This window comes from Mucilaginibacter sp. P1_D10 (assembly GCF_056406215.1).
This window is the reverse complement of record NZ_JBFUAP010000001.1, coordinates 458,677-471,663: the sequence shown is the minus strand read 5'-3', so window position 1 is coordinate 471,663 and position 12,987 is coordinate 458,677. Positions and strand designations below refer to the sequence as shown.

The 12,987-nt window shown below is 46.4% G+C and carries 11 protein-coding genes, 1 tRNA gene and 1 riboswitch; of the genes, 7 read left to right on the top strand and 5 right to left on the bottom strand.

Annotation, left to right across the window (positions count from 1 at the left end; all coding sequences use genetic code 11):
* Positions 1-74 precede the first annotated feature (74 nt).
* Both AC1DYT_RS02090 and AC1DYT_RS02085 read right to left on the bottom strand, forming a co-directional pair.
* Positions 75-1,400 carry an SGNH/GDSL hydrolase family protein gene (locus AC1DYT_RS02090; protein WP_477467991.1) on the bottom strand — a complete coding sequence of 442 codons (1,326 nt, stop codon included), beginning with the start codon at positions 1,398-1,400 and terminating at the stop codon, positions 75-77.
* 18 nt (positions 1,401-1,418) lie between these two features.
* Positions 1,419-2,639, bottom strand: coding sequence for an OmpP1/FadL family transporter (locus AC1DYT_RS02085; RefSeq protein WP_477467990.1), 1,221 nt, complete (start codon positions 2,637-2,639; stop codon positions 1,419-1,421).
* A gap of 207 nt (positions 2,640-2,846) precedes the next feature.
* Between AC1DYT_RS02085 and atpD the strand changes: the two genes are divergently transcribed.
* Together atpD and atpC are read left to right on the top strand one after the other, a co-directional pair.
* Positions 2,847-4,352: a F0F1 ATP synthase subunit beta gene (atpD, locus tag AC1DYT_RS02080; RefSeq protein WP_477460769.1), complete on the top strand. Its 1,506-nt coding sequence runs from the start codon at positions 2,847-2,849 to the stop codon at positions 4,350-4,352.
* A 129-nt stretch (positions 4,353-4,481) separates the two neighbouring features.
* Entirely contained in the window at positions 4,482-4,730 is a 249-nt protein-coding gene (atpC, locus tag AC1DYT_RS02075) for an ATP synthase F1 subunit epsilon (protein WP_477460768.1), read from the top strand.
* A 130-nt stretch (positions 4,731-4,860) separates the two neighbouring features.
* Here atpC and AC1DYT_RS02070 read toward each other — a convergent pair whose 3' ends face one another.
* Both AC1DYT_RS02070 and AC1DYT_RS02065 read right to left on the bottom strand, forming a co-directional pair.
* Positions 4,861-5,109, bottom strand: coding sequence for a hypothetical protein (locus AC1DYT_RS02070; RefSeq protein ID WP_477467989.1), 249 nt, complete (start codon positions 5,107-5,109; stop codon positions 4,861-4,863).
* Between the two features lie 33 nt (positions 5,110-5,142).
* On the bottom strand, positions 5,143-5,571 hold the full coding sequence (locus tag AC1DYT_RS02065; RefSeq protein WP_477467988.1) for a YybH family protein: 429 nt from the start codon (positions 5,569-5,571) through the stop codon (positions 5,143-5,145).
* A 285-nt stretch (positions 5,572-5,856) separates the two neighbouring features.
* On the opposite strand from AC1DYT_RS02065, the gene AC1DYT_RS02060 reads away from it, so the two are divergent.
* The 4 genes from AC1DYT_RS02060 to AC1DYT_RS02045 all read left to right on the top strand — a co-directional run bounded on the left by AC1DYT_RS02060 (position 5,857) and on the right by AC1DYT_RS02045 (position 8,475).
* Positions 5,857-6,732, top strand: a complete 876-nt coding sequence (locus AC1DYT_RS02060; RefSeq protein ID WP_477467987.1) for a carbohydrate kinase family protein — start codon at positions 5,857-5,859, stop codon at positions 6,730-6,732.
* A gap of 137 nt (positions 6,733-6,869) precedes the next feature.
* Positions 6,870-6,984, top strand: a riboswitch (SAM riboswitch).
* Between the two features lie 147 nt (positions 6,985-7,131).
* The gene (locus tag AC1DYT_RS02055; protein WP_477460761.1) at positions 7,132-7,767 is read left to right on the top strand and encodes a peroxiredoxin; all 636 of its coding nucleotides are present in this window, start codon (positions 7,132-7,134) and stop codon (positions 7,765-7,767) included.
* Positions 7,768-7,781: 14 nt separating this feature from the next.
* Positions 7,782-7,852, top strand: a tRNA-Cys gene (locus AC1DYT_RS02050).
* Between the two features lie 134 nt (positions 7,853-7,986).
* Positions 7,987-8,475: an N-acetyltransferase family protein gene (locus AC1DYT_RS02045; RefSeq protein WP_477467986.1), complete on the top strand. Its 489-nt coding sequence runs from the start codon at positions 7,987-7,989 to the stop codon at positions 8,473-8,475.
* Here the strand turns inward: AC1DYT_RS02045 and AC1DYT_RS02040 are convergent.
* Positions 8,470-9,138, bottom strand: a complete 669-nt coding sequence (locus AC1DYT_RS02040; RefSeq protein WP_477467985.1) for a class I SAM-dependent methyltransferase — start codon at positions 9,136-9,138, stop codon at positions 8,470-8,472. The two genes, AC1DYT_RS02045 and AC1DYT_RS02040, sit on opposite strands and share 6 nt — an antisense overlap.
* 474 nt (positions 9,139-9,612) lie before the next feature.
* On the opposite strand from AC1DYT_RS02040, the gene leuS reads away from it, so the two are divergent.
* Complete coding sequence (gene leuS, locus AC1DYT_RS02035; protein ID WP_477467984.1) at positions 9,613-12,447, top strand: leucine--tRNA ligase; 2,835 nt, start codon at positions 9,613-9,615, stop codon at positions 12,445-12,447.
* Positions 12,448-12,987: the final 540 nt, after the last annotated feature.

Below are 12,987 nucleotides of genomic sequence, written 5' to 3'. Positions count from 1 at the left end.
ATTAAAAGTCCTCTCCTTTGGAGAGGATTTAGGTGAGGCTCTGTGCAAACCGCAAACCGCCCACTGCTAACTGGTTAAGGGAACTTCACCCCGTTATAAGCCGATACGTTCGCCTTAGGGATATTTGATCCGTATTTCGCGTTGATGGCTTTAATAAATTCGTTGGCTACAATAGCATAGCCCCTTGGCGTTAGGTGGATGCCATCCAGCGAAAATACTCCCCCGCTAATGTAGTTTGAGCTTAGGCTTACTCCATCTATCACTAAACCATTTGCCTTTAAATTATTAAGGAAGGTAAAGGCATCAAACACCGCTAAGCCTTTTGATGCAGCTGCCGCTTTGATGGTGGCATTGTACGAATTTACGCAACCTTTGGTTAAAGCTATTTCATTAGCATCCAGCACATACTGGTTTTCGATAGGCGCGTATGGCGTTAAGCCGTAAGGCACGGTACCAGCCGGCGAACTTACAGGCTGGCCTATTTTGCTGGTAGGGAAAGTCAGTACCACCAAATCAGCTGCGGTAGCAGCACGTGCAGCATAAGTTGTGGTTAAAGTATCGACACGTGCATTGATATATAAAGCGGCAACCGCAGGATTAGCCTTTTGCACACCTGCTAAAATAGCGCCAACAGTTACGGTAGTAAAGTAAGGCACCGAAGTAACATCGGGTACGGTAGCTACGGCACCTTTTTGGCCAGCTGCAGTTAGTTTCGATATCGAAAGGTTGTATAGAGCTGTAAATGTTGCCTTATCTGTAAGTACATCTCCGGCACCACCTGTCGAAGCATATAGCAAGGCATCATTACTGCCCAGCCAGTTGGTAAAGAAGGTAAAAGGCTTGGCTGTGGCAAAATCTATATATGTAGTAGAATTTGTACCTGCGTTGCCCGGCAACATCCTTTCAAAATAGCCGTTCAGGTTACCGTAAGGTGCATATGTTATTTGCTGTATTTTAACGCCCGGCACACCATAGTTGTTTATTTCGCCGGTGTATTTGGTGTATAAAACCACCGTACCGAAACCCGGTATGGTGGCCGTCCCTCTCACCGCAAGGTTGGTCGTAACCGGCGCGGTAATGGGCGAGCCGGTGGCAGTAAAGCCCGTTAGTTTGATGTAACCCGAACCATTCGATTGATCGGCGTTGAACAATGGCTGCGCAAAGGCACCGCCGCCCACCTGTGCCATTTGCTTGGCAATGATGCTTGGATATGAATTTAGTTGCCCTTCCAGATATAACCCCCCATCGGCGTAACCTGCGGTTAAGGAGTTACCTACAGAAATATAACGGCTAAAATCTGCCGCGCCTGACGTTGGTTTGGGAACGTCTACTGATGGTTTGCAGGAAGCCAGCAACAGCAAGCCCGCAGATATGTATATGTAATTTTTTATCGATTTCATGTGCTTAAATACTATAGGTTACCAATGATAAGAAAGGGCCACGCCTGGGATGTACACATTGCTGTGGAACGTTCCGGATAACTGCGTTTCGATATTTGTTTGGGTGCGGGTAAACAAGTGCTCAAACTCAAAGGAAAGGTCTATATCTAAACGTTTGGCCAGTTTGTAACCCAGGCCGCCGGTTAAGTAATAACGGTTGGCATCCGGCACCTCGGGGGTTACATAGCCATCCTTAACAGGCGTAGTAGCATAGCCGCCGCCGAAACGCAGGGCCAGTTTATTGTTGTATTTATACTCCGCACCGGTACGCAGCGCAAACGCGTTCTCGTAGTTACGTGGCGAATAAGTGTCTGCAAGTGTTGAAGTGTTGGCAGCATAATCAAATTCCAGCGCTTTAAAGCTGCTCCAGCCAACAAAGTTCGCGTCGAAGCCAACGGTCCATTTTTGGGTTGGATAAAAGCCGAGGCCCAATGAGAATGTTCCCGGCAACGGTATGCCCGAGCTAAAGGTATTTGGCTGCGGGAAGTTTGCCTGTACCGATGATGGCACGGTAAATATCGCGTCGCCGTTTTTTAGTTTGGTATTCACCTTAGAGCGGTAATCAAGCCCCGCGGTAAACGATTTTGTTTTCAGGAAGATGCCGGCGTTCCAGCCGTAGCCTTTGCCTGTACCTTCCAGTTTCGCTTGGCCGGGGTTTCCGTTAGCATCTGCCAATGGTATCGCCCTCCTCAAGTCCACGCTGGCATGGTTGTAAACAAAGCCTGCGCCGATGCTTAAAGCATTAGTTAATTTGTAGCTAAAAGTTGGTTGGATAAATATTGCTTTCAGGTCCAGGCTCTGCACCGAATATTTACCGGCCCAGGTGGTACCCCAATCGGTAAGGCCGCCAAATGGCGTATAAACGCCAAGGCCAAATTTCCAGTTAGCCGATTTTGGCCCCCAAACCGCGTAAGCCTGTATAGGCGTTGCTACGCGATTTGCTGTAAAATACTTGTCATTGGTACCCGATGGGTTGAAGCCGGATTTAAACCACAGCGGGCTGATACCGGCAGAAACTGAATTTTGGGGCAACATAGCAACCGCGCCGGGGTTAAAGAAAATAGAGGCCCCATCCTGCAGCAGCCCGGTGCCCGTATGGCCCATGCCTATTTGTTTCTGGCCGCCCAGGTTAACCTGGAAACCCTGCGAATAAGCAAAAACAGGGGCACACCACATCAATAGCAGTAAAAGTTTTTTCATTAATTAAGAATTTGCGTACAGAAAATTTGGTTTATAATTGGGCGTCAAACTTACAGAAATTGTATTAATAAAAACGCCAAAAAAATCTTACCATAACTATTTAAATATTTGGCAATAAACCTTAACTTTGCGCCTCTGAAATAGTGCCTTTACTTTAAAACAAAGGTTCCGTTTCATTTTAAATTTCTTTAAAACACCAGGTAATATATGCCAAACATTGGAAAAATATCAAGGATCATCGGTCCGGTAGTTGACGTAAGTTTCGCTAATGACGCACATCTTCCTAAGATTTACGATGCGCTTGAGATCACTAAAGACAACGGACAAAAAATCATTTTAGAAGTTCAGCAGCACTTAGGCGAAGACCGTGTGCGCGCGATAGCGATGGACTCTACCGACGGTTTACTGCGCGGAATGAATGTTTTAGATACCGAAGCTGCTATCAAAATGCCGGTTGGCGATGCCATTAAAGGCCGTGTATTTAACGTAGTTGGTGATGCTATCGATGGTATCCCTAACCTTGATAAAACCAATGGTCGCCCTATTCACAACACGCCTCCGCGTTTTGAGGACCTATCAACCGAAACTGAGGCCCTGTTTACAGGTATCAAAGTTATCGACCTTTTGGAGCCTTATGTAAAAGGTGGTAAAATTGGTTTGTTTGGTGGTGCCGGTGTAGGTAAAACAGTATTAATTCAAGAGCTGATCAACAACATCGCGAAAGCTTATGCAGGTTTATCTGTATTTGCAGGCGTAGGCGAGCGTACCCGTGAAGGTAACGACTTACTGCGCGAGATGCTTGAATCGGGCATTATAAAATATGGCGATGCATTTATGCACTCCATGGAAGCTGGCGGCTGGGATTTGACAAAAATCGACGCTGAAGCTTTGAAAGAATCAAAAGCAACCTTCGTTTTCGGCCAGATGAACGAGCCTCCCGGTGCACGTGCACGTGTGGCATTATCAGGTCTTACCCTTGCAGAGTACTTCCGCGATGGTGACGAAGAAGGCAAAGGCCGCGATATCCTTTTCTTTATCGATAACATCTTCCGCTTTACCCAGGCAGGTTCTGAGGTATCGGCATTGTTAGGCCGTATGCCATCTGCGGTAGGTTACCAGCCGACTTTGGCAACAGAGATGGGTACCATGCAGGAGCGTATTACTTCTACAAAACGTGGTTCTATCACATCTGTACAGGCCGTTTACGTACCTGCGGATGACTTGACTGACCCTGCACCGGCAACAACATTTGCCCACTTAGATGCTACAACCGTACTTTCGCGTAAAATTGCCGAGTTGGGTATATACCCTGCGGTGGATCCACTGGATTCTACCTCACGTATCCTTAGCGCAGCTATCCTGGGCGATGAGCACTACAACACCGCTCAACGCGTTAAAGAAACTTTACAGCGCTACAAAGAACTTCAGGATATCATCGCCATCTTAGGTATGGACGAGCTTTCTGAGGAAGATAAGTTAACCGTATCGCGCGCACGCCGTGTTCAGCGTTTCCTTTCTCAGCCATTCTTCGTGGCAGAGCAGTTCACCGGTTTACAAGGTGTATTGGTTGATATCAAAGATACCATCAAAGGTTTCAACATGATTATGGATGGCGAAGTAGATGAATACCCAGAGGCAGCATTCAACCTTGTGGGCAGCATTGAAGACGCTATTGAAAAAGGCAAGAAATTATTGGCAGAAGCTAATAATTAAGATATGAGATTTGAGATATGAGATTTGAGACAGCTCAAATTTCATATCTCATGTTAAAACGGAGAGGTTGTAGGTTTGACAATGAGTTAATCTCATATCTCACATCTCACATCTCAAATCTAAAAGAACATGACATTAGAAATCCTTACTCCTGATAAAAAAGTTTTCGAAGGCGAAGCTACTTCGGTAAGCCTGCCTGGTACTTTAGGTTCTTTCGAGATCCTGAATAACCATGCGCCTATCATCTCTACCCTTAACGACGGCAAGCTGGTTGTAAGGGAAGGCGGTAAAGAAGATACCTTTTTTATTAAAGGCGGCGTGGTGGAAGCTTTAAACAATAAAGTAACCGTACTGGCAGAAGGCATTACCCACAAGTAACAGCTTTTTGTACGATATTGAAGAGGCCCGAGCAGCGATGTTCGGGCCTCTTTTGTGAGTATCAGTGCTGCCATCCAGCATTCTAAGAATCATAAATGTCACCTACAGAGGGCATCTGCTTTTTCTGGAATTACACCAGCGCGTAAATTGCCAATAGCAATAGAACGAACATCAACCCTGCCATTTGCTGTCCTGCCCGCTCCATGCCTTTTTTGAATTCATCCTCCTTGTCATACTCCATATAGTAAATATTTCTGAAAGAATAGGCTTTTGCCTCCGGGTGGGTTATTTGCTTGAAGTATCCCAATGTAAAAAGCACGCAAACACCTATAAGCCTAAAGAGGCCTGCTATCCAGCTATCTAAAATCAGGTGTAGCATACTGTCAGTATTATTGAATGATTGCCATCTTTATCAACTCGTATGGTCACACACAATCTTCCACTGACCATCAATCTTTCTGAACCACAGGGTAAAATAACCTCCTGGTGCGTCTTTCTCTCGTTTGAGGCTCCAGGCGCCCATTACAAAGGCATCGTTCTTGCCCAGCAGTTCTATTTTATCTAACCTAAAGGTAAGCTCGCCCATGGCGGCTTTATCCGGGTAGCCTTTTTTATAATTATCCAGGGTAACCTGCCAGCCGTAAGCCGGCCCACGCTTGCCGATGAACATTAGTGAATCAGACTTCCAGTAGCCTTGCATAAAGCCCTCCAAGTCGCCTTTGCTCCAGGCGATTTGCTGGTCGGCCATGAGTTTTGCTATGGCTTGCTTGTCTTTGTCTTGCGCTATAGCGAAGCAGGAACACAGAAGCAGGAGAAAAGAGAAGAGAATTTGCTTTTTCATTCAACTAATATAACGCTTCCGAACCATGATTAAAAGATAACACGATTAAAGGATTTAAGGATTAACAGGATTAAAATCAATCCAGCTATCCTTTTCTGAACCATGATTTGCCTGTTTAAAGGATACCCCGATAATATTTCGCAATTGGAATAGTCCTATAATCCGGTAATCAAGCAAATCATGGTTCAGACAATTAAAAAAATCCTGTCAAATCCTTCAATCGCTAAATCGTGTCAAAAAATATTTTAGCTTTATCCTTTCATCAATCAGCTCAAAAACCAATTTATGAACAAACAAATCTTGTGCTTCGGCGAAGTTTTATGGGATGCCTTTGGCGATGTTAAAAAAGCGGGCGGCGCGCCCATGAACGTAGCTCGCCACCTGGTGCAGCAGGGCAACAATGTATTGTTTGCCAGCAGCGTAGGTACCGACGCGTCCGGTGTGGAGCTCACCGGCTTCCTGCAGGAGAACGGCCTTCACAGCGAGTTGATACAGCGCGACGAAAAGCTGCCTACCTGTGAAGTAACTGTACAACTGGATGAAAATAACACCGCCACGTACATTATACCGCAACCTGTATCCTGGGATAATATAGGCTTTACCGAACCTTTAGAAGCTACATCAAAAAAAGTAGGCGCCATCGTTTTTGGCAGCCTGGCCTGCCGCGAGCAAGCTTCTTTCGAAACCCTGCTAAACGTGCTTGATGAAAGCGACGCGCTTAAAATATTCGATGTGAACCTGCGCCCGCCACATTTTACCATGAACACCATCGAAACGCTGGCTGCCCGTGCCGACGTAATAAAGATGAACGAAGAAGAAGCTGAGTTGCTTATACACGGCAGCAGCGGCGACCTGAAACAAAAGATAGAAGAGTTCCAAAGCAAGTTCCACACCAAAATCATCTGCGTAACCCGCGGCGAGCATGGTGCCATCATTTGGAACGATTACCAATATTACGAGCACCCCGGTTGCAAAGTTTGCGTGGTGGATACTGTTGGCGCGGGCGATTCGTTCCTGGCAACGTTTATTACGGGCTTGCTTAACGGCACCCCCATGCAAGCCCTGCTGGAAAAATCCTGCGCGGTAGGCGCTTATGTAACCACCCAGCGCGGCGCTAACCCGGTTTATAATGTTGATGAAGTGGTGGCACAGTTTTCATAACGTGTGGGCTTGATACAATATAAGTCATTTTATATTTTGATTTTCAGTTAGTTACAGATTTATCTGAGATAAATAATAAAATCTATAGGAATTGTAGTTTTTATACCTACTTTTGTGATGTAATCGTTCTTTAAAAATACTTATCCAGAAAGACAGAGGGAAAGGCCCTATGATGTCTTAGCAACCTGTACCGGCTTCGCGCCTGGTGTAAGGTGCTAATTCCTGCTCCGCCAATGCGGAGACAGATAAGCTGATTTAAAAGACAAACGGCGTTCGTAATGATGCCGTTATCTGCCGGCGGCTCCCCTTTCTTCCTCAAATTTTATTGGATAAGTTTTACTATTGATTAACCGATAGCGTAATATTGCTATAAAAATATTAAAATTAAAACTTACAACTATGAGCTTACGAATTGGCGATGAGGCCCCAAACTTTAAAGCACAAACATCCCTTGGCGACATTGATTTTTACGAATACCTGGGCGATAGCTGGGGCGTATTATTCTCCCACCCTGCAGATTACACCCCTGTTTGCACAACCGAACTAGGCAAAACGGCTTCCCTGAAGGATGAGTTCGAGAAGCGAAACGTAAAGGTTATTGCGCTGAGCACGGATAACACCGAATCGCACAAGGGGTGGATAAACGATATCAACGAAACCCAGGGCGTGGAAGTAACCTTCCCAATTATTGGCGACGAAAGCCGCGAGATATCCCTCGCTTATGACATGATACACCCCAACGCATCGCTTACGGCTACCGTGCGCTCGTTGTTCATCATCGGCCCCGATAAAAAGATAAAACTGATCATCAGCTACCCCGCATCAACCGGCCGCAACTTCCAGGAGATACTGCGCGTGATCGATTCATTGCAGCTTACTGCTTACCACAGTGTAGCCACCCCGGCCGATTGGAAAGACGGCGAGCAGGTAGTGGTGCTGCCATCCATCAAAACAGAGGATATCCCAGCCAAGTTCCCCAAGGGCTTTGTAGAGGTGAAACCCTACTTACGCTTAACACCACAGCCGAATAAATAACAGGAAAAGCATAAAGTCGCGTGGCCGAGAGGATAGGCATAGGTCTGCAAAACCTTCAACGGTAGTTCGAATCTACCCGCGGCGTCAAATAAAAAGTGGCTAATTTAATTTTCAGAAAGCGACGGGCTGGGGAGCCTGTCGCTTTTTTATGTTTGCCTCGCCAAACTTGATTTAAAGCTGGCAATACCCAAAATTGAAGCATCGGTAACACACCAAACCATGGCAATAGAAATACGCAAAGCTACACCCGCAGATGATGACGGCATCTGGGAGATATTTTCGACCGTAATAAAATCCGGCGATACCTACGCGTTTGACCCGGCAACCACACGCAAAGGCATGATGGAATACTGGCTCGCACCCAATATGGAAACCTTTGTAGCTATTGAAGATGGCAGGGTTGTGGGGACTTACTACCTTAAGCCTAACCAGCCTGGCCTGGGCAACCATATGGGCAATTGCGGTTATATGGTGCATCCCGGCGCAAGGGGAAAAGGCGTAGGCAGCATGCTTTGCCGGCATTCTGTAGACACGGCCACGGAAGCGGGGTACGTGGGTATCCAGTTCAACTTCGTGGTATCAACCAATGCAACAGCGGTAAAGCTTTGGCAAAAACAGGGGTTTTCCATCATCGGAACAACGCCAAACGGTTTTCGGCATCAGCAATTAGGTTTGGTAGATACCTATATCATGTATCGAGCGCTATAAGATATGTGCATCACCTGCATCATTTTTCCTTACGCACCAGGTGGTCATGCATCGCAGGTTTTGTACGTTGGTGGTTTTTATCGGCTCGAATAGCTTCCCGCCGAGTACCTGGGTGTATTCCAATAATATTTGTTCATTTACCAGGAAACGCTCGCTGCCATCGGGCAGCAGATAGCGGCTATTGCCCTGCGATATAACCAAGGTTTCTATACCTATATCCGATGCCAGTCGCGCAAACAAGTAACCGCCGGGCCTTAGCACACGCCACATGGAACGTAGCATGGCATCGAAATGGTTGCTATCCTGCGCAAAGTGCAAAACCGCGCTGCTGATAACTAAATCGAATGAACCATCGCCGAAGGGCAAGTCCTCAGCCGGGAAGCAGGTAAAATTCCCTGCGGAATTAGCCGGGGCAAGCTTTTCAGATAAGGCGCGCGTCTCGGCCAGGGCATTGGGGTTCGGGTCGACACCGTAAACCTCGAAGCCGTTCTGCAAAAAGTAAACAATGTTGCGCCCGCCACCGCAACCTATATCCAGCACCTTATGGCAGTTATCGAACCGGCCCTTCAGTAGCTGGTCGAACAGATAGATATCGATATTGCCGTATAGTTGTTGCAGGTTGTTTTGCATAAGGTAAAGGTAGCGGATTTTGTCTGAACTCAAATTGAACGAATTTAAGGAATGGGCAGAATTAATCTATAGCAGTTCAAATTCTGCGCATTCAATTAATTCCTTAAAATTCGAGTTCAGAAAACGCGCCAGGGATTGTAAGGGTTTAGCCCGAAGGGCCGGAGCGATCCCGACAGTCGTTGGGACTGAAAAGCCCGGCCTACCTGCCGGCAGGCAGGCCCGCTGGGGGCGCCATAGTTGTTTGTCTGAACTCGAATTTTAAGGAATTTAAGAATTCAACAGAATTTCAAAACGAACCAGACCGCGCCCCGAAGACATTGCTCTTCCAACTTTTCTAACCCTTTTAACTATTCTAACCTTTTTAACTTCTACCAACCCCTCCAATCTTTCTTTTCCAACCACTCACCCATTCAACCACTCACCATTTACCACTCAATAAACCACAATCCCTACCAAACTAACCGTCATTTTTATTATTTTCGTGCCCGCACATGCGCAATTAATAAAATGGACTATCAATTTAAGGAAATAGAGAAAAAGTGGCAACAGTTTTGGGCCGATAACCACACCTTTAAGGCCGAAAATAAAACCAACAAACCCAAGTACTACGTGCTGGATATGTTCCCTTACCCGAGCGGTGCGGGCCTTCATGTTGGGCACCCGCTGGGCTATATAGCTTCTGATATTTTTGCGCGTTACAAACGCCTTAAAGGTTTCAACGTATTGCATCCTATGGGATACGATAGCTTCGGCCTGCCGGCCGAGCAATACGCCATACAAACCGGGCAGCACCCGGCAGTGACCACCGAGGCAAATATTGCCACCTACCGCCGCCAGCTGGACCAGATAGGCTTCTCGTTCGACTGGAGCCGCGAGGTGCGCACCAGCGAAGCCGGTTATTATAAATGGACGCAGTGGATATTTATGCAGCTGTTTAACAGCTGGTATAATAAAGATGCGGATAAGGCAGTGGCTATTGCCGACCTGGTTGCTCATTTTGAAAGTAAAGGTAGCGCGGGTATCAACGCCGTATGCGATGAGGAAATATTAAGCTTTACCGCCGACGAGTGGAAAGCATTCACCGCACAGGAGCAGCAAGCCGAATTGTTGAAATACCGCCTCACTTACCTGCGCGAAAGTACCGTAAACTGGTGCGCCGCCCTGGGTACAGTATTGGCTAACGACGAGGTAAAAGACGGCTTTAGCGAGCGCGGCGGCTACCCTGTAGAGCAAAAGAAAATGATGCAGTGGAGCATGCGCATCACCGCATACGCACAGCGTTTATTGGATGGTTTAGATACCATTGACTGGCCCGAGCCTTTAAAGGAAATGCAGCGCAACTGGATAGGCAAAAGCGTTGGGGCGAGTGTGAAGTTCCCATTGGATAAATCAACTCACCTTGCTGGCTTAAGTGCCGACTATATCGAAGTTTTCACTACCAGGGTTGACACCATTTTCGGTGTAACTTTTATGGCGATAGCACCCGAGCATGAATTGGTTGCTGATTTGACCACGCCGGAGCAGAAAAAGGATATAGAAGAATATATTGCCAAAACCAAAAAGAAAAGTGAACTGGACCGAATGGCTGATACTAAAACAGTATCGGGAGCTTTTACTGGCAGTTACATATTGAATCCAATCACGAAAGTCAAAGTTCCTATTTGGATTGCAGATTATGTATTAGCAGGATACGGAACGGGTGCCGTTATGGCCGTGCCTTCTGGAGACCAAAGAGACTATTTATTTGCAAAGCATTACAGCTTACCAATAATTCAAATACTCGATACGCAGAACATAGAAGTCGAAGCTGACCCTACAAAAGAAGGCAAATACGTTAATTCTGATTTTATAGATGGCCATGAATATAAAGATGCCACCTATATGGTTGTTAAAGTATTAGAAGGAATTGGCGCGGGTAAAGCCAAAGTGAACTTCAGGATGCGGGATGCTATTTTTGGTCGCCAACGCTACTGGGGCGAACCGGTACCGGTTTACTTTAAGGATGGCCTGCCCTACTTAATTGATGAAAGCGAGTTGCCATTGATATTGCCCGAGATTGATAAATACTTACCGACTGAAACAGGAGAGCCGCCTTTGGCGAGGGCAACGGATTGGAGCTACAAGAATCAAGAATCAAGAGACAAGAATCAAGAAGAAGGCTTTTCTTACGAACTCTCCACCATGCCCGGTTGGGCGGGTAGCAGCTGGTACTGGTACCGCTACATGGATGCCAACAACAACGAAGAGTTTGCATCTGAAGAAGCGATTGAATACTGGAAAGCGGTTGACCTGTACATCGGTGGCAGCGAACATGCTACCGGCCACTTGTTGTACAGCCGTTTCTGGAACAAGTTTTTGAAGGATATCGGCAAAACGCCCGAAGAAGAGCCTTTTAAGAAATTGATAAACCAGGGGATGATACAGGGGAGGAGTAATTTTGTGTATCGCCTGATTGACGAAGAAGGCAAAGGCACCAACACCTTTGTATCTCATGGTTTAATTAAACAATACAATACTTCGCCTATACATGTCGACGTGAACATTGTAGAAAACGATGTACTTAACTTAAACAAGTTTAAAGAGTGGAGGCCTGATTTTGCTGAAGCCGAATTTATCCTCGAGAATGGCAAATACGTATGCGGTGTTGAGATAGAGAAAATGTCTAAACGCTACTATAACGTGGTGAATCCGGATGACCTTGCCCAGCGCTACGGCGCAGATACACTGCGTATGTATGAGATGTTCCTTGGTCCACTGGAGCAAAGCAAGCCATGGAATACCAACGGCATTGAGGGCGTGTTTAAATTCCTGCGTAAATTCTGGAGGCTTTTCCATGATGCCGATTGGAACTTTAACGTAAGCCAGGCCGAGCCAAGCAAGGCCGAGTTGAAATCGCTGCACAAAATCATCCAGAAGGTGGAACAGGATGTGGAACGTTTCTCGTTCAATACTTCTGTGTCTAGTTTTATGATAGCGGTAAATGAATTAACCGACCTGAAATGTAACAAACGCGCCATCCTGCAAGATTTGGTGATCACGCTGGAACCATACGCTCCGCATATTTGCGAAGAGCTTTGGGTATTGCTGGGCAACCCGGCAGGTACCATATCCTACGCCGCGTACCCTAAATTCAACCCCGCCTATTTGGTAGAGGATGAATTTAGCTACCCTATCTCTATCAACGGTAAAATGAAAACCAATATCCCGCTATCGTTAAGCCTCGGCAACGAGGAGATTGAAGCCACCATACGCGCCCATGCCGATGTACTAAAGTACCTGGATGGCAAAGAGCCTAAAAAGGTAATCGTAGTAAAAGGCAGGATAGTGAATATCGTGGCATAAAAGCTTCTGAACCGGGATTATACGAATTTAGAAAAGTGCCTGCGTCGCGAGTCGACTCACCCCCCGCCCCCTCTCTGCTGCGCAAAGAAGGGGAGACATTGGCGCGATTTTTTCTATTTTTTATTCTTCACCCTCTTTGCGGAGCAGAGAGGGTCGGGCAGCGAAGCGTACCCGGGGCGAGTCAAATATGCGAGCGACAGAAACCGTCTCAATATTTAGTGAATTAACAGAATTAAAAGCATTCTGTTAATTCGGCAAATTCGCCTAAAATTCGAGTTCAGACAAAATCAAGGTTCAGAAAATTCATACAGCCCCGTAACCGTTTGCATCAGCAAACAGTTATGGGGCTGTTTGCTGTCCGGTCCGCATGCCATTACCCGCAGCCTTTGCGTATTCAATACACTAAGTAACCTATGCCCGCACCTGTCACCACCCCACTGAGGGCCTTTTTACTTGTCGTTTATACAGCCATTTTTACGCCCTGCTTATTTCATCGCCTTTTATCAAAAAAAAGCTACCAAGTTCTAAAAATCAGTTCAA

What these genes read in the sequence shown, in the direction of transcription:
- AC1DYT_RS02090 (WP_477467991.1), bottom strand. Translation starts at nt 1,400, where the DNA reads ATGAAATCGATAAAAAATTACATATACATATCTGCGGGCTTGCTGTTG.
- AC1DYT_RS02085 (WP_477467990.1), bottom strand. Translation starts at nt 2,639, where the DNA reads ATGAAAAAACTTTTACTGCTATTGATGTGGTGTGCCCCTGTTTTTGCT.
- atpD (WP_477460769.1), top strand. Translation starts at nt 2,847, where the DNA reads ATGCCAAACATTGGAAAAATATCAAGGATCATCGGTCCGGTAGTTGAC.
- atpC (WP_477460768.1), top strand. Translation starts at nt 4,482, where the DNA reads ATGACATTAGAAATCCTTACTCCTGATAAAAAAGTTTTCGAAGGCGAA.
- AC1DYT_RS02070 (WP_477467989.1), bottom strand. Translation starts at nt 5,109, where the DNA reads ATGCTACACCTGATTTTAGATAGCTGGATAGCAGGCCTCTTTAGGCTT.
- AC1DYT_RS02065 (WP_477467988.1), bottom strand. Translation starts at nt 5,571, where the DNA reads ATGAAAAAGCAAATTCTCTTCTCTTTTCTCCTGCTTCTGTGTTCCTGC.
- AC1DYT_RS02060 (WP_477467987.1), top strand. Translation starts at nt 5,857, where the DNA reads ATGAACAAACAAATCTTGTGCTTCGGCGAAGTTTTATGGGATGCCTTT.
- AC1DYT_RS02055 (WP_477460761.1), top strand. Translation starts at nt 7,132, where the DNA reads ATGAGCTTACGAATTGGCGATGAGGCCCCAAACTTTAAAGCACAAACA.
- AC1DYT_RS02045 (WP_477467986.1), top strand. Translation starts at nt 7,987, where the DNA reads ATGGCAATAGAAATACGCAAAGCTACACCCGCAGATGATGACGGCATC.
- leuS (WP_477467984.1), top strand. Translation starts at nt 9,613, where the DNA reads ATGGACTATCAATTTAAGGAAATAGAGAAAAAGTGGCAACAGTTTTGG.